Origin of the sequence: Mesorhizobium sp. WSM4312, assembly GCF_002294875.1 — a bacterium.
Lineage (GTDB): Bacteria > Pseudomonadota > Alphaproteobacteria > Rhizobiales > Rhizobiaceae > Mesorhizobium.
The window spans coordinates 277,136-299,551 of record NZ_NSFU01000006.1 but is presented as its reverse complement, the minus strand read 5'-3'; the positions used below and the strand labels follow the sequence as shown (position 1 = coordinate 299,551).

General features: G+C 63.4%; 29 protein-coding genes and 1 pseudogene. 17 read left to right on the top strand and 13 right to left on the bottom strand.

Features of this window, described 5'->3' with window-relative positions; translation table 11 throughout:
- Positions 1-31: 31 nt before the first annotated feature.
- Positions 32-862 carry a transporter substrate-binding domain-containing protein gene (locus CK228_RS12215; protein ID WP_179295887.1) on the bottom strand — a complete coding sequence of 277 codons (831 nt, stop codon included), beginning with the start codon at positions 860-862 and terminating at the stop codon, positions 32-34.
- A 171-nt stretch (positions 863-1,033) separates the two neighbouring features.
- Between CK228_RS12215 and CK228_RS12210 the strand changes: the two genes are divergently transcribed.
- Positions 1,034-1,822: an IclR family transcriptional regulator gene (locus CK228_RS12210; protein WP_095772110.1), complete on the top strand. Its 789-nt coding sequence runs from the start codon at positions 1,034-1,036 to the stop codon at positions 1,820-1,822.
- 10 nt (positions 1,823-1,832) lie between these two features.
- On the opposite strand, the gene CK228_RS12205 is transcribed toward CK228_RS12210, so the two are convergent.
- Entirely contained in the window at positions 1,833-2,036 is a 204-nt protein-coding gene (locus CK228_RS12205; RefSeq protein WP_010911954.1) for a YdcH family protein, read from the bottom strand.
- Positions 2,037-2,275: 239 nt separating this feature from the next.
- Here CK228_RS12205 and CK228_RS12200 point away from each other — a divergent pair, with 239 nt between their 5' ends.
- From CK228_RS12200 to CK228_RS12180, 6 genes and pseudogenes are all read left to right on the top strand, one after another.
- The gene (locus CK228_RS12200) at positions 2,276-2,455 is read left to right on the top strand and encodes a YdcH family protein (RefSeq protein ID WP_010911953.1); all 180 of its coding nucleotides are present in this window, start codon (positions 2,276-2,278) and stop codon (positions 2,453-2,455) included.
- A gap of 319 nt (positions 2,456-2,774) precedes the next feature.
- Positions 2,775-4,028 carry a flavodoxin-dependent (E)-4-hydroxy-3-methylbut-2-enyl-diphosphate synthase gene (gene ispG, locus CK228_RS12195; protein ID WP_095788054.1) on the top strand — a complete coding sequence of 418 codons (1,254 nt, stop codon included), beginning with the start codon at positions 2,775-2,777 and terminating at the stop codon, positions 4,026-4,028.
- A gap of 5 nt (positions 4,029-4,033) precedes the next feature.
- Positions 4,034-4,888 carry a lytic transglycosylase domain-containing protein gene (locus CK228_RS12190; protein WP_095788001.1) on the top strand — a complete coding sequence of 285 codons (855 nt, stop codon included), beginning with the start codon at positions 4,034-4,036 and terminating at the stop codon, positions 4,886-4,888.
- Positions 4,827-5,024, top strand: a pseudogene (locus CK228_RS36450) (Stf0 family sulfotransferase); the annotation flags it as partial. The gene CK228_RS12190 and the pseudogene CK228_RS36450, both read left to right, overlap by 62 nt.
- Before the next feature lie 47 nt (positions 5,025-5,071).
- Complete coding sequence (locus tag CK228_RS12185) at positions 5,072-5,698, top strand: Stf0 family sulfotransferase (RefSeq protein WP_245438013.1); 627 nt, start codon at positions 5,072-5,074, stop codon at positions 5,696-5,698.
- 88 nt (positions 5,699-5,786) lie between these two features.
- Positions 5,787-6,527, top strand: a complete 741-nt coding sequence (locus tag CK228_RS12180) for a class I SAM-dependent methyltransferase (RefSeq protein WP_095772343.1) — start codon at positions 5,787-5,789, stop codon at positions 6,525-6,527.
- Between the two features lie 24 nt (positions 6,528-6,551).
- On the opposite strand, the gene CK228_RS12175 is transcribed toward CK228_RS12180, so the two are convergent.
- From CK228_RS12175 to CK228_RS12165, 3 genes are all read right to left on the bottom strand, one after another.
- Positions 6,552-8,897 (bottom strand): response regulator, encoded by a 2,346-nt coding sequence (locus tag CK228_RS12175; protein WP_095788000.1) that lies wholly within the window; start codon positions 8,895-8,897, stop codon positions 6,552-6,554.
- 110 nt (positions 8,898-9,007) lie between these two features.
- Positions 9,008-9,763: an SDR family oxidoreductase gene (locus tag CK228_RS12170; protein ID WP_095787999.1), complete on the bottom strand. Its 756-nt coding sequence runs from the start codon at positions 9,761-9,763 to the stop codon at positions 9,008-9,010.
- A 51-nt stretch (positions 9,764-9,814) separates the two neighbouring features.
- Positions 9,815-10,732 (bottom strand): polyprenyl synthetase family protein, encoded by a 918-nt coding sequence (locus CK228_RS12165; RefSeq protein ID WP_095787998.1) that lies wholly within the window; start codon positions 10,730-10,732, stop codon positions 9,815-9,817.
- A 78-nt stretch (positions 10,733-10,810) separates the two neighbouring features.
- Between CK228_RS12165 and CK228_RS12160 the strand changes: the two genes are divergently transcribed.
- From CK228_RS12160 to CK228_RS12150, 3 genes are all read left to right on the top strand, one after another.
- A complete protein-coding gene (locus CK228_RS12160) occupies positions 10,811-11,572 on the top strand; it encodes a transglycosylase domain-containing protein (RefSeq protein ID WP_095772116.1) in 762 nt (253 codons plus the stop codon).
- Between the two features lie 140 nt (positions 11,573-11,712).
- A complete protein-coding gene (gene rpmF, locus CK228_RS12155; RefSeq protein WP_008834724.1) occupies positions 11,713-11,895 on the top strand; it encodes a 50S ribosomal protein L32 in 183 nt (60 codons plus the stop codon).
- A 280-nt stretch (positions 11,896-12,175) separates the two neighbouring features.
- Positions 12,176-12,577 carry a hypothetical protein gene (locus CK228_RS12150; protein ID WP_095787997.1) on the top strand — a complete coding sequence of 134 codons (402 nt, stop codon included), beginning with the start codon at positions 12,176-12,178 and terminating at the stop codon, positions 12,575-12,577.
- 4 nt (positions 12,578-12,581) lie between these two features.
- On the opposite strand, the gene CK228_RS12145 is transcribed toward CK228_RS12150, so the two are convergent.
- From CK228_RS12145 to CK228_RS12135, 3 genes are all read right to left on the bottom strand, one after another.
- A complete protein-coding gene (locus tag CK228_RS12145) occupies positions 12,582-13,013 on the bottom strand; it encodes a heme-binding protein (protein ID WP_095787996.1) in 432 nt (143 codons plus the stop codon).
- Positions 13,014-13,204: 191 nt separating this feature from the next.
- Positions 13,205-13,438 carry a hypothetical protein gene (locus CK228_RS12140; RefSeq protein ID WP_056576497.1) on the bottom strand — a complete coding sequence of 78 codons (234 nt, stop codon included), beginning with the start codon at positions 13,436-13,438 and terminating at the stop codon, positions 13,205-13,207.
- Positions 13,439-13,514: 76 nt separating this feature from the next.
- Positions 13,515-14,036 carry a helix-turn-helix domain-containing protein gene (locus CK228_RS12135; protein WP_095787995.1) on the bottom strand — a complete coding sequence of 174 codons (522 nt, stop codon included), beginning with the start codon at positions 14,034-14,036 and terminating at the stop codon, positions 13,515-13,517.
- Between the two features lie 92 nt (positions 14,037-14,128).
- Here CK228_RS12135 and CK228_RS12130 point away from each other — a divergent pair, with 92 nt between their 5' ends.
- From CK228_RS12130 to CK228_RS12115, 4 genes are all read left to right on the top strand, one after another.
- The gene (locus CK228_RS12130) at positions 14,129-14,965 is read left to right on the top strand and encodes an alpha/beta hydrolase (RefSeq protein ID WP_095787994.1); all 837 of its coding nucleotides are present in this window, start codon (positions 14,129-14,131) and stop codon (positions 14,963-14,965) included.
- Positions 14,966-15,071: 106 nt separating this feature from the next.
- On the top strand, positions 15,072-15,728 hold the full coding sequence (locus tag CK228_RS12125) for a glutathione S-transferase family protein (protein WP_095787993.1): 657 nt from the start codon (positions 15,072-15,074) through the stop codon (positions 15,726-15,728).
- 5 nt (positions 15,729-15,733) lie between these two features.
- Positions 15,734-16,069 (top strand): metalloregulator ArsR/SmtB family transcription factor, encoded by a 336-nt coding sequence (locus CK228_RS12120; RefSeq protein ID WP_095787992.1) that lies wholly within the window; start codon positions 15,734-15,736, stop codon positions 16,067-16,069.
- 11 nt (positions 16,070-16,080) lie between these two features.
- Entirely contained in the window at positions 16,081-16,545 is a 465-nt protein-coding gene (locus CK228_RS12115) for an SRPBCC family protein (protein WP_095787991.1), read from the top strand.
- 30 nt (positions 16,546-16,575) lie between these two features.
- On the opposite strand, the gene CK228_RS12110 is transcribed toward CK228_RS12115, so the two are convergent.
- The 3 genes from CK228_RS12110 to CK228_RS12100 all read right to left on the bottom strand — a co-directional run bounded on the left by CK228_RS12110 (position 16,576) and on the right by CK228_RS12100 (position 18,400).
- Positions 16,576-16,839 carry a metalloregulator ArsR/SmtB family transcription factor gene (locus CK228_RS12110; RefSeq protein WP_027053942.1) on the bottom strand — a complete coding sequence of 88 codons (264 nt, stop codon included), beginning with the start codon at positions 16,837-16,839 and terminating at the stop codon, positions 16,576-16,578.
- Between the two features lie 31 nt (positions 16,840-16,870).
- Positions 16,871-18,118 carry an MFS transporter gene (locus tag CK228_RS12105; protein WP_095787990.1) on the bottom strand — a complete coding sequence of 416 codons (1,248 nt, stop codon included), beginning with the start codon at positions 18,116-18,118 and terminating at the stop codon, positions 16,871-16,873.
- An 87-nt stretch (positions 18,119-18,205) separates the two neighbouring features.
- A complete protein-coding gene (locus CK228_RS12100) occupies positions 18,206-18,400 on the bottom strand; it encodes a DUF1192 domain-containing protein (RefSeq protein ID WP_027047479.1) in 195 nt (64 codons plus the stop codon).
- A gap of 121 nt (positions 18,401-18,521) precedes the next feature.
- Here CK228_RS12100 and CK228_RS12095 point away from each other — a divergent pair, with 121 nt between their 5' ends.
- The 3 genes from CK228_RS12095 to CK228_RS12085 all read left to right on the top strand — a co-directional run bounded on the left by CK228_RS12095 (position 18,522) and on the right by CK228_RS12085 (position 21,102).
- Positions 18,522-19,532: an NAD(P)H-quinone oxidoreductase gene (locus CK228_RS12095; protein ID WP_095787989.1), complete on the top strand. Its 1,011-nt coding sequence runs from the start codon at positions 18,522-18,524 to the stop codon at positions 19,530-19,532.
- Between the two features lie 391 nt (positions 19,533-19,923).
- Positions 19,924-20,064: a DUF1127 domain-containing protein gene (locus tag CK228_RS12090; protein WP_064987068.1), complete on the top strand. Its 141-nt coding sequence runs from the start codon at positions 19,924-19,926 to the stop codon at positions 20,062-20,064.
- A gap of 345 nt (positions 20,065-20,409) precedes the next feature.
- On the top strand, positions 20,410-21,102 hold the full coding sequence (locus tag CK228_RS12085; RefSeq protein ID WP_044548374.1) for a DUF1013 domain-containing protein: 693 nt from the start codon (positions 20,410-20,412) through the stop codon (positions 21,100-21,102).
- A 62-nt stretch (positions 21,103-21,164) separates the two neighbouring features.
- Here CK228_RS12085 and CK228_RS12080 read toward each other — a convergent pair whose 3' ends face one another.
- Positions 21,165-21,884 carry a YafY family protein gene (locus tag CK228_RS12080; protein WP_095201249.1) on the bottom strand — a complete coding sequence of 240 codons (720 nt, stop codon included), beginning with the start codon at positions 21,882-21,884 and terminating at the stop codon, positions 21,165-21,167.
- Positions 21,885-21,948: 64 nt separating this feature from the next.
- Entirely contained in the window at positions 21,949-22,356 is a 408-nt protein-coding gene (locus CK228_RS12075; RefSeq protein ID WP_095787988.1) for a hypothetical protein, read from the bottom strand.
- Positions 22,357-22,416 lie beyond the last annotated feature (60 nt).

Genomic DNA, 22,416 nt, shown 5'->3' with positions numbered 1-22,416 from the left:
GGCTGGAATGCCGCCCTTCCGCGATCCGGGATCAGATGACCGGGAAGCCGGGATGGCGTGCCGGCGGTTCCTGACCGAAATAATCCTTGAAGGCGGCGTCGTAGAGTGCCGATTCATGGCCGAACATGGCGATGGTGAAGGTCTGGTTGACGAAGGTCAGCCAGTCGAGGTCGCCCTGCCGCAAGGCCGCGCCGTAGAGCATCGAATACCAACTCTTGCCGGCGTCGAAATATTTGTCCGGATTGCGCGAGGCGAGCCAGCGCACGGTGGACAGGTCGACGGCTGCCGCGTCGGCGCGCTTGGATTCCAGCGCCTGCAGCACGTTGGCCTGGGTGTCGATCTGCAGCACCTGTGCCTGTGGCAAGGCAAAGTGGACGGAGCTTTCGGCATCGACATTCTGCAGGATGGAGATGCGCGTCGCCGAACCGCCGGCAAGCAGCTTGTCGAAGGTCTTGTTCTCGGCGGTGGGCAGCGTCAGCAAGGCGACGCCTTCGACATAGTACGGCCGGGAGAAGTTGATCAGCTGTGAGCGCTGCGCCGTCATCGTCATGAACTGGATGGTGATGTCGACCTTGTTGGTGGTGACGTTGGGAATGCGCTGCGCAGGATCCTGCATGACGAATTCGACCTTGGTCGGATCGTCGAACAGACCCTTGGCCAGGATGCGTCCCATGGTGATGTCCATGCCGACCAGTTCGCCGGCATCGTTCTCGAAATGCCAGGGCGCGTTGGTGCTGCCGGTGCCGACGATAAGCTTGCCGCGGTCGAGCACGGTGCGCAGCAGGCTGTCTGATGCCGCCTGGGCGGCCGCCTTCTGCGCATCGACGGTTGCCAGCACGCCGGTGGCGGCCAGTCCCGCCATTCCCAATTTCAGAAAATCACGTCTTCCGGATGTGTCGTTCACGGCGACCTCCTTTCGTGTTGTGTTCCCCATGCACAGGCAAAGACACACGTCGATGATTTCAAAGCGATTGTCTCTTACAAGAGACGCATGTATCCTGTACAAGACAGATACTAACACCAGGAATCGACAATGCAAGATGGCAATGCCTTGGCCGTTTCGGCCGACGAAAAGACGACGGCCTCCCGCGAGAAGGGCCTCAACCGGGTGCTCGAGATCCTGGACTTCCTGCACACGACGCAGCGGGCGATCGGCATTGGCGACCTTGCCAAGGGGGTGAACGCACCCCGCTCGACGACCTACACGCTGGTGCGGTCGCTGGTGGACGCCGGCCTGCTGGAGATGGCGGGCGACGGCAACCGCGTCTATTTCGGCAAGAAGCTCTATCTCTATGGAATGGATTATGTGCGCGGCAACGACCTGCTGCGGCGCGGGCGCCAGGAGGTCGACCATCTGTCGCGCGAGACCGGCGAGACCTCGGAACTGTGCATGCTGCAGAGCGGCCGCTACACCATCGTCCACTCCAGCCCGGGCACCAGGCCGTTTCGCATCAGCTCCGCCACCGGCCTGCAGATACCGCTGCCCTGGACCGCGTCTGGCCGGCTGCTTCTGGCGGGGCTGGAGCGGGCCGAGGTCGAAGCCATGGTGTCGGAAGACGATCTCGTGCTGCCCGACGGCCGCAAGCTGCGGCTCGACGATTTCATCGACGACATCGCCAAGGCTGGGGTGACCGGCTACTGCGTCACCTCGGGCCTGGTCGATGCCTATACGAAGTGCCTTGCCGTGCCGGTCTTTTCAGCACCGGGCAAGGTCGAGGCGACGATGTGCCTGGTGGTTCCCATCGATACGTCCGACGAGCGCACCGGCAGTCTCATCGGCCTGCTGCGCGATCGCGCGGCCAGGCTTTCGATCGGCGGATAGGGGAAAGCGTTCAGGCGATGATGTCTGGAATGATCTTGTCTTCCAGCTTCATCAGCCGGTCCTTGAGCGCCAGCTTCTTCTTCTTCATGCGCTGGATTTGCAGCGGGTCGCAATTGGTGGCGATCATCGCGTTGATCGCGGCATCGAAATCGGCGTGTTCCTGCTTCAGCCGGGAAAATTCGAGGCGAATATCGGCCTGTTCCTGATCGGACATTCTCTACCGTCTGCACGTCTGCGGCGCCCAAAAACTGGGCCTGATTGGGCGGGGGTGGCAATTTCTGCCACCGGCGCGCAGGCCATATCACATTTCACCTTGTCGTGGAATGCTACCACGCAGCATTCGACATCGCAGTCGGAAGGTGGCAAAGTGTCATTGTGCCGTCACAGAAGCGACCTGCGGTGGACGCGCCGTGACGGCTGCAATCGAGGAAACCATGAAAGGGAGAACCAATCATGTCTCTTGCATCCCATCTTGATGAGTTGCAGCGGAAACACGGCGACATCGAACGCGAAATCGATGACGCGATGAACCACCCGTCGGTGGACGACCTCGAAATCGTGAATCTCAAGCGACGCAAGCTGGCACTCAAGGATGCGATTGAGAAACTGAAAGCGCAACCGACCACGCATTGATGCCCGACTGACATAGCCGCCACTATGCGGTCTTCCTTGCCGGCGGCACCCGCCGCCGGTACAGGTGGTTTGATTTTCAGCACTATGTCATAAGCCGCGGCTAATATCCTTTCCGATCCCTTTTTTCCCCTGGCCACAGCCGGGTCTTGTTCTGTTTCAGCTCGCCGGCCGGGATCAATTGCTGCCAGTGGCGACCTGTCGCCATTGACAAGCCATCTTTGCTCCTCCACCTCATGCCCGAACCTCAGCGCATCGGCCCTGGGGAGTGTTTGTGCGTCCGAGCGGACGCATGGGGCTCCAGAGACAAAAGGCTGCCGGCATGACCGGATATTTTTCCTTTCCCTTCCCCCGCCGCACCTCGGTCGGCGTCGATGTCGGCGGCGTGGTCGTCGGCGGCGGCGCGCCTGTCGTGGTGCAGTCGATGACCAACACCGACACGGCCGACATCGATCAGACCGTCGCGCAGGTCGCGGCACTGCACCGCGCCGGCTCCGAGATCGTGCGCATAACCGTCGACCGCGACGAGAGCGCCGCCGCCGTTCCGCGCATTCACGAACGGCTCCAGCGCCTCGGCATCAATGCGCCGCTGGTCGGCGACTTCCACTATATCGGCCACAAGCTTCTGGCTGATCATCCGGCCTGCGCCGAGGCACTGGCCAAATACCGCATCAATCCGGGCAATGTCGGCTTCAAGGACAAGAAGGACCGGCAGTTCACCGATATCGTCGAAATGGCGATCAAGCACGACAAGCCGGTGCGCATCGGCGTCAATTGGGGTTCGCTCGACCAGGAGCTTCTGACCCGGCTGATGGACGACAACCAGGGCAAGGGTTTTCCGCTGACGGCGCAGGAAGTGATGCGCGAGGCGATCGTGCAGTCGGCGATCCTGTCGGCCGAAATGGCCGAAGAGATCGGCCTTGGCCGCGACAAGATCATCCTGTCGGCCAAGGTCAGCGGCGTGCAGGACCTGGTTGCCGTCTACACCGAGCTTGCCACCCGCTCCGACCATGCGCTGCATCTCGGCCTCACCGAGGCCGGCATGGGCTCGAAAGGCATCGTCGCCTCGTCCGCCGCCATGGGCATCCTCTTGCAGCAAGGCATTGGCGACACCATTCGCATCTCGCTGACGCCGGAGCCGAATGGCGACCGCACGCGTGAGGTGCAGGTGGCGCAGGAACTGCTGCAGACCATGGGGTTCCGCCAGTTCGTGCCGATCGTCGCGGCTTGCCCCGGCTGCGGCCGCACGACCTCCACCGTGTTCCAGGAGCTTGCCCAGAACATCCAGGCCGACCTGCGCAAGAACATGCCGGTGTGGCGCGAAAAATATCCAGGCGTCGAGAACCTGAAGGTCGCGGTGATGGGCTGCATCGTCAACGGCCCGGGCGAATCCAAGCATGCCGATATCGGCATTTCGCTGCCCGGCACCGGCGAGACGCCGACGGCGCCCGTCTTCGTCGACGGCAAGAAGGCGGCGACGCTGCGCGGACCGTCGATCGCGGCGGATTTCGAGAAAATGGTCGCCGACTATATCGAGCAGAGGTTTGGGCGCGGCGGCAAAGCCGCGGCGGAGTAGACGAAATGCAGCGTTTCCTCAGGGTGACGCTGGTTCTGCTTTGCGCCCTGGGGTGCTCGACATCGGTTCAGGCGGATCCGCCGCAATCGGCCAAGCAACGACTGATCGACAAGGTCTGCAACCTGATCCAGGCCCATGCCGACCAGAACGGCCTGCCGCGGGATTTCTTCGCCAGGCTGATCTGGAAGGAAAGCCGTTTCGACCCCAATGCCGTCAGCCCCGTCGGCGCCGAAGGCATCGCCCAGTTCATGCCGGGCACCGCCAAGATGCGCGGGCTCGAAAACTCCTTCGACATCAACCAGGCGATCCCGGCTTCGGCGAAATATCTTGCCGAAATGAAAAGCAGCTACGGCAATCTTGGCCTGGCGGCGGCCGCCTACAATGCCGGCGAAAGCCGGGTTTCGCGCTGGTTGGGCTCGGGCGGCTTCCTGCCGATGGAGACCGAGAGCTATGTCTTCGACGTCATGGGCGAGCCGGTCGACAAGTTCACCGACCCCGCCTATGCCGGAAAAATCGAGCCGCTCGATGCCAAGACGGATTTTGCCGTCGCTTGCCGCAAGCTGCCTGTCATCATGTCGCGGACCGTGGCGATGGCCTCGATCAACGTCAAGCCATGGGGCGTCCAGGTGGCCGGCAATTTCCGCCGCAGTGCTGCCATCAGCCAGTGGCTGAGGGTCAGGAGCCGGTTTCCGGCCTTGCTCGGGGGGCATGATCCGGTGGTGAGCCGGGTGCGCACGCCGATCGGCCGGCGCGGCATCTACGCCGTCAGGATCGGGATCGACGATCGTGCCGCCGCTAATGTCATCTGCCAGAAATTGCAGAGCGTCGGCGGGGCATGCGTGGTGGTACGCAACCGGTAGTTCGCGGCGGTGGGTCGGCCGGGTTGCCCTGCCTGTGATGAACGACGAGGGCAGCGGGATGTTCGACGCCTACATTATCTGCGGCACGTCGAGAACCGGCAGCACGCTGCTGTGTAAGCTCCTGGCCTCCACCGGGACATCAGGCGATCCGCACTCCTTCTATCGGCGGCAGGACCTGTCGGAATGGCCGACGAGTGGAAACTGCCGGCCCGCGATACGATGCGCGAGCTTGAATTCGACGTTGCCTATCTCGATGCGGCAATCACCGCCGGCAAGGGCGGGACAGGCATCTTCGGCCTGCGCCTGATGCGCGAAAACCTGGATGAACTTTCGGCGATCCTCGACCGGATTTTCCCAGGGCTGGCGTCAGACACGACGCGCTTCGAAAAGGCCTTTGGCCGCATTCTCTACATCCACCTGTCGCGTGAGAACAAGCTTGCGCAGGCGATATCGCTGATCAAGGCGCAGCAGACCGGTCTTTGGCATATTGCGCCGGACGGCACCGAGATCGAAAGGGTCACACCGGCGCAAGAACCCCGATATGATTTCGAGCGGATCAAAGAGGAACTCGCCACGCTCGAAGCCTATGACACGGCGTGGAACATCTGGTTCGCGGCGCAAGGCCTGGCGCCGCTGCGCGTCGGCTACGATCGTCTCTCCGCCGATCCCGCGGCGGCCTTGCTGGGCATCTGCGAGGCCCTCGGCGTTCCGCCGCCGAATGCCGGGGACATCCGGCCGGGCGTCGCAAAGCTCGCCGACGAGACAAGCCTCGACTGGATGCGCCGCTATCGTCTGGATGCGGCCGGCTGAGTATGAAGGCCGAGCAAGGTCGCAACCTAATCGACGACGTAGATTGCGCCTGTCGCGCATGGCAAGCATTTGGGCTATAGGCGGCGGCATGACCGATCCGATCTACAATGATCCCGACTTCGTTCAGTTCTACGACATCGAGAATCAGGATGGCCGCGCCGATTTTGACTATTGCGTCGGTCTTGCCCGGGATGGCGGCTCGGTTCTCGATCTTGGTTGCGGCACCGGTCAACTGGCCGCCGAAATGGCCCAAGGGCGCCACGTCACCGGTGTCGATCCCGCATCGGCCATGCTCGATATCGCGCGACGCAGGACCGGCGGTGACAAGGTCGACTGGGTTGTTGCCGACGCGCGAACGGTGCGGCTCGGAAAACGGTTCGATCTGGTGCTGCTGACCGGTCACGTTTTCCAGGTTTTCCTGACCGAACAGGATCAGCGGGCAGTGCTGTGCACCATCGCCGAACATCTCGGTCCTGGTGGGCGCTTTATCTTCGACACGCGAAATCCCGCCGTGGAGGCGTGGCTGGAATGGACCCCGCAGCGCTCGGAAAGGATTGTGGAGCATCCCAGCCTTGGCGCGGTCAGGGCTTGGTATGATGCCGACTGGAATGCCGCCAGTGCGGTGGTCACCTATTCGACCTTCTATGAAATTCCGGGCGGCAGACCAATTCTGGGCGCTGAATCGAAAATAGCGTTTCCGAAGAAGGAAGATATTGCCGGGATGCTGGATGACGCTGGCCTGCTGGTGGAGCAATGGCTCGGCGACTGGCAGGGCGAACCCTATGCGGACACCTCTCCGGAAATCATCCCGGTCGGTCGGCTGCGCTGATCAGCCAGCCCGGCCGGACGTATCTCACGCCGTCTTGGCCACCACCGTCTCGCTGAGCCAGGTGCCGATTTTCGTCCCCAGCCGGTCGGGCGAAACCGGCTTCGGCAGATAGTCGTCCATGCCGGCCTCGATGCACTTGTCGCGGTCGCCCTTCAGCGCATGCGCGGTGACGCCGATGATCGGGATGTGACCGCCCGACGAGGTCTCGATCGCCCGGATGGCCCGGGTTGCCTCGTAGCCGTTCATCTCGGGCATAGAGACATCCATCAGGATCAGTTTCGGATGCAGCGACCGGTACATCTCGACCGCCGTGCGGCCGTTGCCGGCGATGCGGTAACTCAGACCGAGCCCGTTGAGGATCTGGCCGAACACCAGCTGGTTCACCTCATTGTCCTCGGCGATGAGGATGTCGATCGGGCCGTTCGGCGTGGCGGTCGATTCCGGCACCGCCATGACCGGCATGGCCGGGCCACGGATGACGGTGAAGGCGGGCGGAGCCGCCTGCGGCACCGGCTTCGGCTGAACCGGTTCGCGGATGAACTGCGCCTTGCCGACCTGCGAGCGAGCCTTCTGGATGACCGAGATGACGGTGCCGAGCAGGACCGCCGAACGCGCCGGCTTGGTCAGATGCGCCGATATGCCGAAATCGATGATCATCTTGCCGAAATCGACCTGGTCGACCGAGGTCAGGATGACGATCGGGATGGCCGACAGCCGGCTGTCGGCGGCGATGGCCCGGGCGACATCGGCGCCATTCATGCCGGGCATCTGGTAGTCCAGGATGATGCAGTCGACGCTGGCGCCCAGCTGGCAGGCGCGATCGAGGAAGGCCAGCCCCACCGCGCCGCTTTCGGCGGCGGCGCAGTCGAAGCTCCAGCTTCTGAGCTGCTCGAGCAGGATTTCGCGGTTGACCGGATTGTCGTCGATGACCAGCACGCGCGCGCCGGTGACGTCGACAGGCACGATCGCTTCGCGTGCCTCGGCATGATGCACAGGCAGCGGCACCGCGAACCAGAAGACGGAGCCGCGCCCGATCTCGCTCTCGACGCCGATCTTGCCGGCCATCAGGTCGACGAGGCGGGCGGCGATGGCAAGGCCAAGGCCGGTGCCTTCGTGACGCCGGGTCGAGGAGCCGTCGACCTGCGCGAATTTCTCGAACACGTTCTGCAGTTTCTCGGCCGGGATGCCGATGCCGGTGTCCTCGACCCGCAGCCTGAGCTGGACGACATCGTTGACGGTTTCGCCGCCGACATCGATCAGCACATGGCCCTTCTCGGTGAACTTCACCGCATTGCCGACCAGATTGGTGACGATCTGCCGGAAGCGGCCGGCGTCGCCGATGACATGGGCCGGCAGGCGCGGATCGACGCGCACGATCAGTTCGAGGTTCTTTTCGGCGACGCGCGCCGAGACCAGTGTCGCCACGTCCTCGACCGCTTCGGTGAGACGAAAGGGGGCAGGGTCCAGGGTGAGCTGTCCGGCGTTGATCTTGGAGAAATCGAGGATGTCGTTGATGATGGTGAGCAGCGCATTGCCGGATTTGACGATGACGTCGGTGAAGGTCTTCTGGCGTGGGGTGAGTTCGGTCTTGGCCAAGAGTTCGGCCATGCCGAGCACGCCGTTCATCGGCGTGCGGATCTCGTGGCTCATATTGGCCAGGAATTCCGACTTGGCGCGATCGGCGGCCTCTGCCTTGAACAGGGATTCGGCCGACTGGGCAAAGGCGCGGCGGATCGCCTGCTCCATCGGCCGGAAGATCCAGAAGGCGACGATGGCCAGGACGGCGAACAACAGGCCGCTCGCCCACAGCAGCAACCGGTCGCTCGACGCGTCGGCCAGATGGCGCTCTTCGTCCATGGCGGTGCGGACGCGGACCAGCATCGGCTGGACGAACAGGTCGTTCTGGTTGCGGATTTCCCGATAGCTCCATTCATCGGCCTTCTGCGCCACCGACATCAGATTGAAGTTGCGCACCATGTCATGCGCCGACCAGAACAGGTCGCCGTTGACCGAGGCGGTTTCGAGCTCGTTGAGGGTCTTGGCCGACAGGCGCGAGCGCAGCGCGGCGAACTGGGCGGTCAGCGTGTCGATTTCGTTGGTCAGGCGTTCGGAATGGTCGCGGGCCGAGGCGGTCAGCGCGTCGCGTGTTTCGTTGCGCCAGGCGGAACCGGTCGTCTCGGCGAAGCTGGTCGCGTTGCGCAGGTCGCGGGTGAAGACGACGAGGTTGCTGCTCAGCGCGTCAACCTCATGACGGAAGGAATTGACACGGTTGAGCGCAACCATGATGGCCGTGGAAGCCAGCGCGAAAATCAGCAATCCTGAAAGATAGCGAATCCGGACAAACCGGATGAAGGAAGAATATTCCGGCATGCGCAACCCCAACACATACGCACTATTTTAACGACCGGGATTACGCTTCATTTACATTAAGATTTCGTTCGCGCGACCAGCGCGATTGCTGGTCCGCGCGGCGGGGAAGATCAGAGCGATGCGGTGATGCCGCCGTCGACATAGAGGATATGGCCGTTGACGAAGGACGAGGCGTCGGAGGCCAGGAACACGCAGGCTCCGACCAGTTCCTCCACCTTGCCCCAGCGGCCGGCCGGGGTGCGCTTTTCGAGCCAGCCGGTGAAAGCCGGATCGGCGACGAGGGCTGCATTCAGCGGCGTGTCGAAATAGCCGGGGGCGATGGCGTTGCATTGCAGGCCATGTTTGGCCCAGTCGGTTGCCATGCCCTTGGTGAGGTTGCCGACCGCGCCCTTCGTCGCCGTGTAGGGGGCGATGCCAGGGCGGGCCAGGGCGGTCTGCACGGAAGCGATGTTGATGATCTTGCCACGGCCGCGGCTGATCATGTGGCGCGCAACCGCCTGGCCGACATGGAAGACGCTGGCGACATTGGTCTGCAGCAGGCGCTCGAACGCATCGGCGGGAAAATCCTCGAGCGGCGTGCGGAACTGCATGCCGGCATTGTTGACCAATATGTCGATGGGTCCGCCGGACAGCTCGAAATTGTCGATCGCGGCGCGAACCGCGTCATGGTCGGTCGCGTCGAAGATAAGCGTTTGCGCCCCGGGGATCTGCGCCGCCGCGGCGCCGAACTTGGCCGCGTCACGGCCGTTGAGGATCACGCTTGCGCCGGCTTGCGCCAGGCCCTTGGCCAGAGCGAGCCCGATGCCTTGCGACGAGCCGGTTACGAGCGCCCGGCGCCCGCTGAGATCGAACAGATTGGCCGACATCGAAGCTGATCTCCCATTTGTCTCTGAACCCGCACCGACATCGGTGGGCACTCAGCTGTTGCGCGTCGCGATGAAGGTCGCAGCCTCCTTCAGCAGCGCCGCCTTGTCACCAAAGGGATCGAGCAGCGCGTGGGCCTGCCCGACAAGGCCGTGCAACTGGCTGCGCGCCCAATTCGCACCGTGCAGCGCCACCAGCGTTCCCTTGCCGGCGGCGGCGTCCTTGCCGGTCGCCTTGCCCATCTGGCTGGCGTCGGCGGTCAGGTCGAGCAGGTCGTCGGCAAGCTGGAAGGCAAGGCCGATGGCCGAGCCGAACTCAGCCAGTCTTTCGCGGTCCTCGGCCGCAGCGCCGGCGATGATGGCGCCGGCCTCGCAGGCGAAGCGGATCAGCGCGCCGGTCTTCATTGCCTGCAGCGTTATGATGCCCGCCTCGTCGGGCGGCGTCTGCTCGGCTTCGAGGTCGAGCTTCTGGCCACCGACCATGCCGCCGGCTCCGGCCGCACGGGCAAGCGCCAGCACCAAGGCCGCTCGCCGCTCCGCTGGCAGTACGGTCGCCTCGCCGGCGATGATGTCGAAGGCCAGGGTCAGCAATGCGTCGCCGGCCAGGATCGCGGTTGCCTCGTCGAAGGCCCTGTGCACTGTCGGCTGGCCACGGCGCAGATCATCGTCATCCATCGCCGGCAAATCGTCATGGATCAGCGAATAGCAATGCACGCATTCGAGTGCCGCCGCGACGCGCAGTGCTGCTTCGCCGTCGGCGGAGAAAAGGGCGGCACTTTCCATGGCCAGGAAGGGGCGCAGGCGCTTGCCGCCGTTCAGCACGCCATGGCGCATCGCCGCCATCAGCCGATCGGGCCGCGCGATCTCACCCGAAAGCGGGCGATCGTCGAGCAAGCGCCGCAACAGCACCTCGACGGCCGCTGCTCGCCTGATGAGCGCCATTTCGAACGCCATTTCGTCGTCATTCGTCATGGTCGGGACCGGTAGCCGACACTCAGACGTTGCGCAAGAAGGCAAGCGCCATTATGCCGGAGCGAGGAGAAGCACGGGTTGGGCGGCTTGGCGGAACCGATCGTCGATCATGAAACCGAAAAGCTGGACATGGCGACGAGATCGCGCGGCGTGAACCGTCGCGGTCTCAGGCGCCGGGTCCGGCGCGGCCTTGTCGTGGCCGCCGTACTGGCGTTGATCCCGACCGTGCTGACCTTCCTTTACCTGCCGTCCTTCGTGCACCCGGTGTCGACGCTGATGCTGAAGGATCTGGCGACCTTCTCCGGCTATGACCGGCGCTGGGTGTCGATCGACGATGTCGCGCCGGTGCTGGCTCACTCCGTCATCATGTCGGAGGACGGGCAGTTCTGCTTCCACCGTGGCGTCGATCTCGGCGAACTCAGAGGGGTAGTCGACGATGCGCTGGCCGGCGAGGCGACGCGCGGTGCCTCGACCATCACCATGCAGACGGTGAAGAACCTTTTTCTCTGGTCCCGTCCGCTGGGCTCGGTGCGCAAGGTCGTCGAACTGCCGCTGGCCGTCTATTTCGACGCGGTGATGTCGAAACGCCGTATCATGGAGATCTATCTCAACATCGCCGAATGGGGGCCGGGCATCTACGGCATCGAGGCGGCGGCGCAGCACCATTTCGGCATTCCGGCAAAACAGCTGTCGCGCCGGCAGGCCGCACTTCTCGCCGTCGCCTTGCCCAACCCCATCGCCCGCAATCCGGCCAAACCCGGGCCGGGCTTGAGAAGGTTGGCCAATCTGATCGAACGGCGTGCCGGTCGCTCAGGCGCCTATGTCGGCTGTCTGGAGTAACCGACTCAAAAAAATTCATGGCAGTGCTGGCCAAAACGGTGTCAGGCGTGTATAGGCACCCGACTTTCTCAGATTTAGGCCCCGACATGGCCCTTTCACGAGGGCGGGCGGGGCTTTTGACCATGTAATGGAGCATATCCATGGCCGTTCCGAAACGCAAAACCTCTCCGTCCAAGCGCGGCATGCGCCGCTCGGCTGACGCCCTCAAGGCCCCGACCTATGTCGAGGACAAGAATTCCGGCGAAATGCGCCGCCCGCATCACATCGACCTGAAGACCGGCATGTATCGCGGTCGCCAGGTGCTGACCCCCAAGGAAAGCTGAGACCAGCTTTTTTGAAGGGTTGAGTTGCAAAGGACCGGCCTCAGGCCGGTCTTTTTGCGTTTGGCGAACCTGACGGCCGAGGCCCAGACTGCCATCCCACTGGCGGGTAGCGCGCGCGCCGGCTCGTTCAAGCGCAGAACCTCTGTCCTACGCTTGCTCCTTGTCGGCTGACATGGTTGTTGCATCCGGTCTTCGACCGTGTTTGCGGCTTAGCACGAAAAATCTTGACGGCGTGGCTGTGGCGCATTCTACAGAAGGTGCCCCCATATGGAGACGCCAGATGTTCGGTGCCGTCCCGCTTTTGATCGTGCCTTTCATTCTCTACAATCTTGGCCTGCTCGGAATTTTCGGCGGCGGCGATGACCCGTGGGCGAGCGAGATCTTCTCGTTCCGCATGATGTCGGGCGGGGTGTTCTCGATGACGCTCGGCGACCTGATGATACTGATCGGCCTGATCTTCCTGTTCCTCGAAATGGTGAAGTCGGCGCGCACGACCAGCGCCTCGATCATGGACCATCTCCTGTCGACGCTGGTCTTCGTCGCCTTCCTGGTCGAGTTCCTGCTGGTCAAGGGCGCGGCGCATTCCATCTTCTTCACGCTGATGATCATCGCGCTGTTCGATGTGCTGGCCGGGTTCGCCGTGTCGATGCGGTCGGCGAGCCGGGACATCAACCTCAACTAAGTACTCAGCCCGGATCCGCGGTGAAGCCGGCGGCCTCGATGCCGGCGATGGCCGCGGCCTCGTCATTGTCCGACGTGTCGCCTGAAATGCCGACGGCGCCGATGATAGTGCCGGCCTTGTCGCGGATCAGCACGCCGCCGACGACCGGCAGCACACGTCCACCCGACACGTCGGAGATGCCGGCGACCAGATGCGGGCGCTCCTTGGCGAAGGCCTCGACCTTGCGCGAGCCCATGCCAATGGCCAACGCGCCATAGGCCTTGCCCGCCGACATTTGCGGGCGCAGGAACGAGGCGCCGTCCTGGCGCTCGAAGGCAACCAGATGGCCGCCGGCGTCAAGAACCGAGACGCCGAGCGGCTTGAACTTGAGTTCGGCGCCCTTGGCGAAGGCGGCATCGATGATTTGCCGGGCTTTTTCGAGCGGCAGTGCGGTCATGGCAATCTCCTGTTGGGAAAGGGACAATCATCGACGGCCAGCCGGCCGAAGCAATCCCGGTTTCGGTTGAAATTGCTTCTTGTGAAGCGGCGGGATTGGGGGGCCGCTGTCGCCAGGACCGCGTCGGCGAGCGGCTGAATCGACAGGCGAACGGTGCCGCTGGTCAGGCCGGGTTGCCGACGGCCGTGCGGCTATTTCTTCTTGGCGCGGGCAGGCTTCTTGGCGGGCACCGCCGGCGCGTTGGCGAGGTCCTCGGCTTCCTTGGCCAGCCGCAGAGCCCGTAGCTTGTCGGTCTTGGCCTTGCGGGCGTCGCTCTCGGCGGCATACTCCGCCATCGCCTTCTGGCGGACGGTGGCCGCCTCTTCCTGCTTCTTGAAACGCAGATCGGCGCGCGCGCGGGCGGCATCCCGAGAGTTCTCAACCAAGAGCTTATCCAATCCCGTGAATTGTGGTTTCCGCTTGTTCTAGCAGAGCCGGCCTCGAAACGGGGAAAATAGTTGATTAGGCGGCCGGGCTGGCGCCGAGAGCCTTGCCGGCGACCACGGCTTGATAGGCGGCCTGCAGGGTCGCGCGGACAGAAGGACCGGATGCCGTGTCGAGCGGCATGCCCAGATGCTCATGGCGCAACTCGTCCATGAATTTCTCCCACATCGGCGGTCCGCCCTTTTCCAGCAACTCGGCGCGGATCGAGAGTTCCTCGCTTGTCGGCAGCCAGACGCGGCCCCAGGCGCCGAGATGGGCCAGGATCGGCACCAGCGTGATGGCCATCTCGGTCAGGCTGTAGATCGCCTTCTGCTTGTGACTGGGATCGTCGGCCTTGGTCAGCATGCCCAACTCCATCAGCCGCTTCAGCCGGTCGGCAAGGATGTTGGAGGCAATGCCTTCAATCGATCCGTTGAGCAGTTCGCGGAAATGCCGCCTGCCGCCAAAAATCATGTCGCGAAGGATAATCAGGCTCCAACGGTCGCCGAACACTTCCAGCGAAAGGTTGATCGGGCAGCCGGATCGGCGATCGAGGCTCATTCGATTCTCTCCACAAAACCAGTTGCATTATCGTATCAGTTTTATTATGGTGCAACCGATTGCAAAATGCAATCAGAATAGGAAACTGAGTGATGACGACGATCAATCGTCCCGAGATCAAATCCGAAGCCTTCGGTGATCCTGAAAATCCCGCGCTGCTTTTGATCATGGGCGCGATGGCCTCGATGCTGTGGTGGCCGGAGGCGTTTTGCCGGGAGTTGGCGGATGCCGGCCTGTATGTGATCCGCTACGACAATCGCGATACCGGCCGTTCGACCAAATATCCGCCGGGCAAGCCGCCTTACACATTCGACGACATGGCGGACGATGCCATTGGCGTGCTCGACAGCCATGGCATCGGCAAGGCCCATGTCGCCGGCATGTCGATGGGCGGCATGATCGCGCAAATCGTGGCGCTCAAGCATCCCTCCCGCGTCGCGTCGCTGACGGTGATCAGCAGTTCGCCGGTGGGGATGGACACGTCGCATCTGCCGCAGACAACCGGCGCCTATATCGAGCATTCGGCCGCGGGCGCCGATGTCGACTGGTCGGACCGCGGCCAGGCGATCGATTCCGTGGTCAAGGATGCGCGGGCGATCGCCAGCACCACACATCCGTTCGACGAGGTCCAGATGAGAGCTTTCATCGAAAAGGATTACGACCGATCCGGTGGGTTCTTGAGCGCGACCAATCATTTTTCACTCAAGGGTGGCGATACCTGGAAGGGGCGGCTGCCGCAGATGGCGGCGCCACTGCTGGTCATCCATGGCACATCAGATCCGATCTTTCCGGTCGAACATGGCGAGGCGCTGGCCAAAACGGTCGCCGGCGCGAAACTCCTTCGCATCGCGGGCGGAGGCCATGAGCTGCATCCGCAAGACTGGCCGGCGATATCAGCCGGGATCGTCGCGCATATCCGATCCAATTGAGCCTTCGCGAGTGGTCTTGACGGGCAAGGCACGGCGCAATAGTTAAGTAAATGCTTCAGTGTCGATTTCCCGTTGACCGACGATCCCTGAAACGGAAGGGCAAAGAATGTCCCTGACGCTGCATTTCCATCCGCTGGCCTCTTTCTGCTGGAAGCCGCTGATCGCGCTCTACGAGAACGCCACCGCCTTCAACCCGGTCATCGTCGATCTCGGCGACGAGCACTCGCGCGCGGCGTTCCTGAAGATATCGCCGAGCGGCAAGATGCCGGCGCTGCGCGACGATGCGCGCGGCCGCACGGTGCTGGAATCGACCATCGTCGTGGAATATCTGGCTGCGCACTATCCGGGGCCGGTCGAACTCGTTCCCGCCGACATCGACCTGGCGCTGGCGGTCCGCCAGGCCGACCGCTTCTATGATTTCTATGTGCAGGAGCCGATGCAGAAGATCGTCGGCGACCGTTTGCGGCCGCAGGACAAAACCGATCCGCTCGGCGTCGAGCAGGCGCGCGGCCAGCTGCGCAATTCCTACGCCATCGTCGAACAGGAAATGCAGTCGAGGACCTGGGCGGTGGGCGACGCCTTCAGCCTGGCCGATTGCGCGGCCTCTCCAGCACTTTTCTACGCCAACAAGGTCGAGCCGTTCGGCGACAAATATCCCGCCGTGAAGCGCTATCACGACCGCCTGCTGCAGCGCCCTGCCTTTGCCAGGGTGATCGAGGAGGCGCAGCCCTACTTCAAGTTCTTCCCCTACAATAATGGCTGACAGCGATGCTGCACGATCCCGCCCAGCTCGACCTGATGTTCCAGGCGCTTGCCGATCCGGCGCGGCGGCAGATGGTCGACCGGCTGTCGCGCGGTCCGGCCTCGGTCAGCCAGCTGGCCGAGCCGCTGGCAATGTCGCTGTCGGCTGTCGTCCAGCATCTCAATGTGCTGGAGGCAAGCGGTCTGGTGCGCTCGGAAAAACTGGGGCGCGTGCGTACCTGCCAGATCGAGCCGAAGGCGTTGAGAGCAGCCGGACACTGGATCAACGAGCGGCGCCTCTCCTGGGAGCGCCGGCTGGATCGGCTCGGCGATTTTCTGGCGCAGACCGACGACGAAAACTGAAGGAGACCAACATGACCGAACGATCCGTCGTCCATTCCACCTTCATCATCGAGCGTCTCTATCCGGCGACGCCGTCGAAAGTCTTCTTCGCGCTCAGCAACGCGGACGCCAAGCGGCGCTGGTTCACCGATCCCGACAATCCGATGCCCGGCCGTTTTGAAATGGACTTTCGCGTCGGCGGCAAGGAGCTCAATGCGGGTGGATCGAAAGATGGCCCGATCCACGTCTACACAGCCACCTATCAGGACATCGTGCCGGACCAGCGCATCGTCTACAGCTATGACATGCTGTTTGGCGCAACTCGCATCTCCGTGTCGCTGGCCACGATCGAACTGTTTGCCGAGGGCAAGGGCACGCGGCTGGTGCTGACCGAGCAGGGCGCTTTCCTCGATGGCCATGACACATCGTCGTCGCGCGAGCACGGGACGGGGGTGTTGCTCGATTTGCTCGGCGCATTTCTGAACGAGAAGACCTGAAAGGGCTGATCGGTCGCCGGCCAGAAACGGTCAGGCTTCCCAGAATTGATCGAGCCAGATGTTGAGTCTCAGGAAGCCGGAATTGCTTACCGTGTACACACGCCGCGTGCCTTCAGCCTTGGCGTTGACCAATCCGGCGTCGAGCAACACTTTCAGATGCTGTGATACGGCCGGGCGTGAGACTGGAAGCCCGGCCGCCAACTCGTTGACGGTCTTCGGACCGCGTCGAAGTTCTTCCAGAAGGTGGCGCCGATTGGGGTCGGCGATCGCCATGAAGGCGTCGGAAAACATCATGCCTCATTTGTGAGGCAAAGTTTTTCGAATCTCAACTGTCTGCTTCTGCTTTTCTTCTTGGGTCAAGCCGCAATGCTTCCGGCGTCACCGAGCGGTCGGCCGGCTGCGTCTTGAAGGCGTCGCGATCGCCGATCGGCACCGGAGCGCGGCGGCTGATGCGCAGCAGCGTGTAGCCTGCCAATGACAGATGCGCGAAGGCGGTGGCCAGGAACAGGCCCTCCGGGCGCATCCAGCCCATCAGCGCTGCCGCCAGCAAGGGCCCGATCATGGTGCCGAAGCCGTAAAGCAGCAGCAGTCCGCCCGACACCTTGACGAAGTCCTCGGCACGGGCGTGGTCGTTGGCATGCGCCACGGCTATCGAATACAGCGTATAGGCAAAAGCGCCGTAAGCGGCGGTGAAGACGATGACGAAAATGCCGGAGCGCGGTTGGAACAGGAAGATCAGGAGCGCGAACAGGGCCGCGCCGAAAGCGGCGCCGGCCATCACGAAACGCCGGTCGGTCTTGTCGGAGAGACGCCCGGCCGGTAACTGCATGGCAGCGCCCGCGACGACGACGAGGCTCATCATCAAGGCGATCTCCGCGGTGGGAATGCCGATGCGCGCGCCATAGACCGCACCCAGCGTGCCCCAGGCGCCATTGGCGATGCCGATCAAAACGCAGGCGATCGCCGACACCGGCGAGTTGGCGTAGAGCCCCTTGACGTCGAGTTTGACGTCCTGCAGCGGCTTGGGGTGCGACGCCGTCGAAACCGCGGTCGGGATCAGCGACAGGCAGAACAGGATGCCGGTGATCATGAACAGCGACGCCGATTTCACGTCGCCGCCGGCGACAATCATCTGGCCGCCCATGATCGAGGCGTAGGTGACCATCATATAGAGGCCGAAGACGGTGCCGCGGTTCTCGTTGGTGGCCTTCTCGTTCAGCCAGCTTTCGATGACCATGAAGGCGCCGGCCATGGTGAAACCGGTAAAGGCGCGCAGCAGGATCCAGACATATTCATCGATGATCAGGCCGGTGAGCAGGGCCACGATGGCGCCGGACGCGGCGAAGGCGCCGAAGGCGCGCACATGCCCGGCGCGGCGCACGATGCGTGGGGCAAAGAAGCAGCCGGTGACGAAGCCACCGGCCCAGGCCGTGCCCATCAGGCCAAGCGATGCGGTGGAGAACCCTTCCACCTGGCCGCGCAGGGGAAGCAGCAGCCCATGCAGACCGGATGCCGCCAGCAGGAAGGCAGTGCCGCGAAGCAGGGAGAGGATCGGTCTGTAGGATGCGAGCATTTATTGATCCGGCTGGACTCTGGAGGGACAAGGTCTGAAGACAGTCGCATTCGGGCTTTTCGGCGGCGGGCTGTTGCGCCCGTCTGCCTATCCGCGGCGGAACAGTGCCTCGGCGGCCGATTTGGTGTTGTCCTTGGCCTTGAGCTCAGCCTCCAGCCTTGCGATTTCGTCGCGCAGGATGCCGATGCGCTCCGACAGTTCACCGACGGAAAGCAGCGACAGATCCTGCCCGATCTCGTGCGGCCGTGCCTTCTTCTTGGGTTCGTCGTCGAAGATCGCCATCGTTGCTCCTCCTCCGCCACACCAGATTGGCCATTTGCCTGATTTGGCAATCAGCATACATAGGGCAAGGGCGTCGATGCAAACAGCCGGTAAGAATGCGGCGAGGAAGACGGGAAACTCCATGGCGAGCGGACAGAAAATTCCGGCGAGGATGACGGCAATCGCGATCTCGGAACCGGGTGGCCCACGGGTGCTGAAACCGGAAACGCGCGATGTCCCCTTGCCCGGCCCAGGCGAGATCCTGATCAAGGTGCATGCTGCCGGCGTCAACCGGCCCGACGTGCAGCAGCGCAAGGGCGCCTATCCGCCGCCGCCCGGCGCATCGGACCTGCCCGGCCTCGAAGTGTCGGGCGAAGTGGCTGCCCTTGGCGACGAGATATCGCGCTGGCGCATCGGCGACCGGGTGTGCGCGCTGACCCCCGGCGGCGGCTATGCCGAATATGTCAAGGTTCATGCCGGCAGCGTGCTGCCGCTGCCCGCCGGCTTCACCCACACGGAAGCAGCGGCCGTGCCGGAAAACTATTTCACCGTCTGGCACAATGTGTTCGAACGCGGCGGCCTGAAGAAAGGCGAGACGCTGCTGGTGCATGGCGGCTCGTCCGGCATCGGCACGACGGCGATCCAACTGGCTTCGGCCTTCGGCGCCTATGTCATCACCACCGCCGGATCCAGGGAGAAATGCGACGCCTGCCTGAAGCTCGGCGCCGACCGGGCGATCAATTACCGCGAGGAGGATTTCGTCACGGCGGTCAAGGAGGCGACGGATGGCAAGGGGGCCAATGTCATCCTCGACATGGTAGGCGGCGACTATGTCCAGCGAAACTACGAAGCGGCGGCGGTCGAGGGCCGCATCGTCCAGATCGCCGTGCAGGCTGGTGCCGTCGCCAGCGCCGATTTTTCCAAGATCATGGTCAAGCGGCTGACCCATACGGGGTCGACGCTCAGGCCGCGCACCGTCGAGTTCAAGGCGGCGATCGCGGCGGCTCTGGAGGCACAGGTGTGGCCACTGCTCGGCACGCGCAAGGTCGCACCCGTCATGGACATGATCTATCCGCTGACCGATGCCTGGCGCGCGCATGAGCGGATGGAGGAGGGCGAGCATATCGGCAAGATCGTGCTCGACGTCGGCTAGGACGGCGATATTCAGGCAAGGCCGGCCTGCAAATGATGGCTTCCTGCGCTTCCGGCCTTCGCCGGCCGAAGCACTCATGTGGGCGGTCGTGGCAGCCAAGGCTATGGCCGGCGTAGGCCGGTGCTCGCCTACGAAAAGTACGCTCCGCTCCGGTTCTCGGTATCAACCCAGTTTGGTCGCTTCGCGCCCGTCTTCGACTCCGACTCGGCCTGACCGGAATCTCGACACGTCCTGGGACAGCGCCTTTCGTCCCTGCCTACAAGATGAACAGAGGCTTAATGGTGCAATGCAGCATTTGCATCATTGCTATGCAAAATCGGCCGTTCAAGTCCTCATCGATGATCACTATCTGTGCAGCATCGAAACGAACACCCCATTCAGGAGGACTACCATGAACCCGATCCGCGCTTTCCGTAACTGGCGCATGTACAACGAGACCGTGCGCGAACTGAACCGTCTCAACGCACGTCAGCTCAGCGATCTCGGCATCAACCGCGCCGACATCGAACGGATCGCCCGCCAGGCGATCTGATTGCAAGCATGATCCGGCCGCAGGGCCGGGTTCATGTTGAGAAGTAGAGCCGTCGCAGACGTTCCCGTTTCCGGTTCCGAGCCCGCTGGACCTTGTCCAGCGGGTTTTGTCTTTTTGGGGCCAGTGCAATTGGCGATTCCAGGAGCGCGCGCGGCACTTGTGCGGCCTGCTCAAAAGTAGCTGTCTCCTACGCGCTTGCCGGCTCCCGAACCCATCGGGCGGCCGCGCTTCCAAAAACATTGCGAAACGGCAAGGGAACGGTTATACAGGCCGCGAATTTCCCATTTTGGTGGCTCTAAACCACCGCCCGCGCGGGAACGCGGGCGAACGAGAAGGATTTTTCTAATGGCCAATACGCTGTTGATGCCCAAGGCGACCGCCGTCTGGCTGGTCGACAACACCGCGCTCTCCTTCGAGCAGATCGCCCAGTTCTGCGGGCTGCATCCGCTCGAGGTCAAGGCAATCGCGGACGGCGAATCGGCGCAAGGCATCAAGGGCATGGACCCGATCATGACCGGCCAGCTGACCCGCGACGAGATCGCGCGCGCCGAGAAGGACCCGAACCAGCGCCTGAAGCTTTCCGACCCCAAGGTGCGGGTGCCGGAATCCAAGCGCAAGGGCCCGCGCTACACGCCGCTGTCGAAGCGCCAGGACCGGCCGAACGCCATCCTGTGGCTGGTGCGCAACCATCCCGAACTCAAGGACGCGCAGATTTCGCGTCTCGTCGGCACCACCAAGTCGACGATCGAGCAGATCCGCGAACGCAAGCACTGGAATTCGGCCAACCTGCAGCCGATGGATCCGGTGACGCTGGGTCTCGCCTCGCAGATCGACCTCGACATGGAAGTCAACCGCGCCTCGCGCGGCCGCGAACAGGCGCAGCCAGTCGGCGACACGCTGCTGCCGGCGGCCCTGACCGAGCGGCTGGTGCCGGCCCCCGAAAAGCCGAAGGACGAGGATGCCGAACTCGACGCCAACGCCGTGTTCGCCAAGCTCTCGGCGCTGAAGTCGAAGAACGAAGACGCTGACGACGAGTAAGGTCTGCGACAGTTCATGAAAAAAGCCCGCTTCGAGCGGGCTTTTTTATTCCATATGCTATCTCAGCTTCGCGCCACGCGGTCGGGCGCCATGCCGTAATCCTCGCTGCGCTCCACGGCCCGGTAGAAGTCGGCAAGCTGCTTGCCGCGCTCCGGCTTGAAGATGCGGCCGGCAATCACCACCGAGGCGATGCGGTCGATGCGGAAGGCGCGGAAGTCGTCGCGCATCTCGCACCAGGCGACCAGCGTCCACACCTTGCCCCAGAACCACAGGCCGAGAGGCCTGATGTCGCGCGCGGTGCCGCGCCCGGCCTCGTCGCAATAGTCGATGGTCAGCACCTGGCGCTTTTCGACCGCACGCTCGATCAGGTCGATCGCCTCGCGGGCGGCGTCGCTGACCACCCACATGGGCGTGTGGATCTCGGTACGGGCGATGCGGTCCTTCTCGGCATCGGGCAGCACCGCGCCGATCTTGACCAATGCCTCGTCGGCGGCGCGTGCCATTGCGGCGCCGCCAAAGGCGCGTACCATGCGCGCGCCGGCAACCAGCGCCACGATCTCGTCACGCGTGAACATCAGCGGCGGAAGGTCGAAGCCCTCCCTCATCATGTAGCCGACGCCGGCCTCGCCGTCGATCGGCACCCCGGTCGACTGCAGGTCGGCAATGTCGCGATAGATCGTTCGCTCGGAAACCTCGAGCCACGTGCCGAGCTTCTGGGCGGTGACCAGACGGCCACCCCGCAGATGCTGCACGATCTGAAAGAGCCTGTCGGCGCGGCGCATGTTTGCTTCCCCAGTGTTGTTGCTAGGGCGGCTCCTGGACCGGAGCCGCTCCTGACGACATTCATTACGGTTTCAGTCCTTCGCGCTTGCGCTGCGCGGCGATGAATTCCGCGCCAAAGGACAGTTTCTTCGTTGTCGGCGTCCTCGCATCGAGCACGCGCCAGAAGGGCGCGATGTCGCTCGTAGTCATGCCGCGATCGAGGTCTTCCCTGGCGGCTTCGGCGACCGTGCGCAGATGATAGCCAATGGTCACCGGACATGTCACTTCGGCGCCGTGTTCGATGGCGAGCGCCGTGCGCAGCGCACGGACATCCATCTCGACGCCTTCGGGAATCGACCGGATGAAAGCGTCGACCTGGCGCGCGGTCGGCACCAGCATCGGCTGGCCCTCGACCACGTCACCCACCGTGCGCGGCGTTGGTTTCACGCCGTTGGTGCCAGGCGTGTTCAGCCTGTCGTTCCAGCTTTTCATCGGTCGTTCTCTCGGCCGGCCATGCACATTATCTCATCGTTGCACATCCCTCCTGACAGC

Excerpts from the sequence above, each read along its gene's own strand:
- CK228_RS12215 (WP_179295887.1), bottom strand. The coding sequence starts at position 862 with ATGGCGGGACTGGCCGCCACCGGCGTGCTGGCAACCGTCGATGCGCAG.
- CK228_RS12210 (WP_095772110.1), top strand. The coding sequence starts at position 1,034 with ATGCAAGATGGCAATGCCTTGGCCGTTTCGGCCGACGAAAAGACGACG.
- CK228_RS12205 (WP_010911954.1), bottom strand. The coding sequence starts at position 2,036 with ATGTCCGATCAGGAACAGGCCGATATTCGCCTCGAATTTTCCCGGCTG.
- CK228_RS12200 (WP_010911953.1), top strand. The coding sequence starts at position 2,276 with ATGTCTCTTGCATCCCATCTTGATGAGTTGCAGCGGAAACACGGCGAC.
- ispG (WP_095788054.1), top strand. The coding sequence starts at position 2,775 with ATGACCGGATATTTTTCCTTTCCCTTCCCCCGCCGCACCTCGGTCGGC.
- CK228_RS12190 (WP_095788001.1), top strand. The coding sequence starts at position 4,034 with ATGCAGCGTTTCCTCAGGGTGACGCTGGTTCTGCTTTGCGCCCTGGGG.
- CK228_RS12185 (WP_245438013.1), top strand. The coding sequence starts at position 5,072 with ATGGCCGACGAGTGGAAACTGCCGGCCCGCGATACGATGCGCGAGCTT.
- CK228_RS12180 (WP_095772343.1), top strand. The coding sequence starts at position 5,787 with ATGACCGATCCGATCTACAATGATCCCGACTTCGTTCAGTTCTACGAC.
- CK228_RS12175 (WP_095788000.1), bottom strand. The coding sequence starts at position 8,897 with ATGCCGGAATATTCTTCCTTCATCCGGTTTGTCCGGATTCGCTATCTT.
- CK228_RS12170 (WP_095787999.1), bottom strand. The coding sequence starts at position 9,763 with ATGTCGGCCAATCTGTTCGATCTCAGCGGGCGCCGGGCGCTCGTAACC.
- CK228_RS12165 (WP_095787998.1), bottom strand. The coding sequence starts at position 10,732 with ATGACGAATGACGACGAAATGGCGTTCGAAATGGCGCTCATCAGGCGA.
- rpmF (WP_008834724.1), top strand. The coding sequence starts at position 11,713 with ATGGCCGTTCCGAAACGCAAAACCTCTCCGTCCAAGCGCGGCATGCGC.
- CK228_RS12150 (WP_095787997.1), top strand. The coding sequence starts at position 12,176 with ATGTTCGGTGCCGTCCCGCTTTTGATCGTGCCTTTCATTCTCTACAAT.
- CK228_RS12145 (WP_095787996.1), bottom strand. The coding sequence starts at position 13,013 with ATGACCGCACTGCCGCTCGAAAAAGCCCGGCAAATCATCGATGCCGCC.
- CK228_RS12135 (WP_095787995.1), bottom strand. The coding sequence starts at position 14,036 with ATGAGCCTCGATCGCCGATCCGGCTGCCCGATCAACCTTTCGCTGGAA.
- CK228_RS12130 (WP_095787994.1), top strand. The coding sequence starts at position 14,129 with ATGACGACGATCAATCGTCCCGAGATCAAATCCGAAGCCTTCGGTGAT.
- CK228_RS12125 (WP_095787993.1), top strand. The coding sequence starts at position 15,072 with ATGTCCCTGACGCTGCATTTCCATCCGCTGGCCTCTTTCTGCTGGAAG.
- CK228_RS12120 (WP_095787992.1), top strand. The coding sequence starts at position 15,734 with ATGCTGCACGATCCCGCCCAGCTCGACCTGATGTTCCAGGCGCTTGCC.
- CK228_RS12115 (WP_095787991.1), top strand. The coding sequence starts at position 16,081 with ATGACCGAACGATCCGTCGTCCATTCCACCTTCATCATCGAGCGTCTC.
- CK228_RS12110 (WP_027053942.1), bottom strand. The coding sequence starts at position 16,839 with ATGATGTTTTCCGACGCCTTCATGGCGATCGCCGACCCCAATCGGCGC.
- CK228_RS12105 (WP_095787990.1), bottom strand. The coding sequence starts at position 18,118 with ATGCTCGCATCCTACAGACCGATCCTCTCCCTGCTTCGCGGCACTGCC.
- CK228_RS12100 (WP_027047479.1), bottom strand. The coding sequence starts at position 18,400 with ATGGCGATCTTCGACGACGAACCCAAGAAGAAGGCACGGCCGCACGAG.
- CK228_RS12095 (WP_095787989.1), top strand. The coding sequence starts at position 18,522 with ATGGCGAGCGGACAGAAAATTCCGGCGAGGATGACGGCAATCGCGATC.
- CK228_RS12090 (WP_064987068.1), top strand. The coding sequence starts at position 19,924 with ATGAACCCGATCCGCGCTTTCCGTAACTGGCGCATGTACAACGAGACC.
- CK228_RS12085 (WP_044548374.1), top strand. The coding sequence starts at position 20,410 with ATGGCCAATACGCTGTTGATGCCCAAGGCGACCGCCGTCTGGCTGGTC.
- CK228_RS12080 (WP_095201249.1), bottom strand. The coding sequence starts at position 21,884 with ATGCGCCGCGCCGACAGGCTCTTTCAGATCGTGCAGCATCTGCGGGGT.
- CK228_RS12075 (WP_095787988.1), bottom strand. The coding sequence starts at position 22,356 with ATGAAAAGCTGGAACGACAGGCTGAACACGCCTGGCACCAACGGCGTG.